The organism is Gallibacterium genomosp. 1, from assembly GCF_000771875.1.
Lineage (GTDB): Bacteria > Pseudomonadota > Gammaproteobacteria > Enterobacterales > Pasteurellaceae > Gallibacterium.
Window position 1 is genome coordinate 1 of sequence record NZ_JPXX01000036.1, and the last position, 735, is coordinate 735.

At 31.6% G+C, this 735-nt stretch carries 1 pseudogene; it reads left to right on the forward strand.

What is annotated here, in order from left to right:
* Nucleotides 1-390 precede the first annotated feature (390 nt).
* Nucleotides 391-735, forward strand: a pseudogene (locus JP36_RS10365) (pirin family protein); the annotation flags it as partial.

The following is a 735-nucleotide window of genomic DNA, read 5'->3' on the forward strand; positions in this document are numbered from 1 at the left end:
GTAGTAGTAGTAGTAGTAGGTGATGATAGCAAACGTTTGCGTCAGGGCAAATACTATTTTTTTAAAACTTAACCGGTTATTTTATTTACTAATAATCTGTTCTTTATTACTTTTTTTCTAACTTAAAATAATTACCTATTTATAGGTATAAAATAAACTATCGTTACTTTTTAATAGGGAAAAACAATGAGTAAATATGGTTTTTTCTATTAAAGTGCTTTCTATCTAACTTTATTAACAAACAAAGAAACTTATTGTTTTTTAGTCTGTAGTACTGAGGTTATTATTTCCTAATAAGAAACAAACCTTTCACAAACTTGCTATTCATTTCTTATTTTTATAACTCTACAATAAAACACACAAGTAAAGATTAAAAATAAGGAACATATTATGTTATATATCAGAAAAGCAAATGAACGCGGACACGCAAACCACGGTTAGCTCGACTCTTACCATACTTTCTCTTTTGCCGGATATTATGATCCAAATTTTATGGGATTTTCGAATTTACGAGTAATCAACGAAGATCTTGTTGCTTCGGGTCAAGGATTCGGCACTCATCCACATAAAAATATGGAGATTCTTTCTTATGTTTTAGAAGGCACTATCGCTCATAAAGACAGTATGGGTAACGTACAACAACTTCCTGCGAGTGAATTTCAGATTATGTCCGCCGGCACTGGTATCACCCATTCGGAATTTAATCCGAGCGATACAGAAGGATTGCATTTTTAT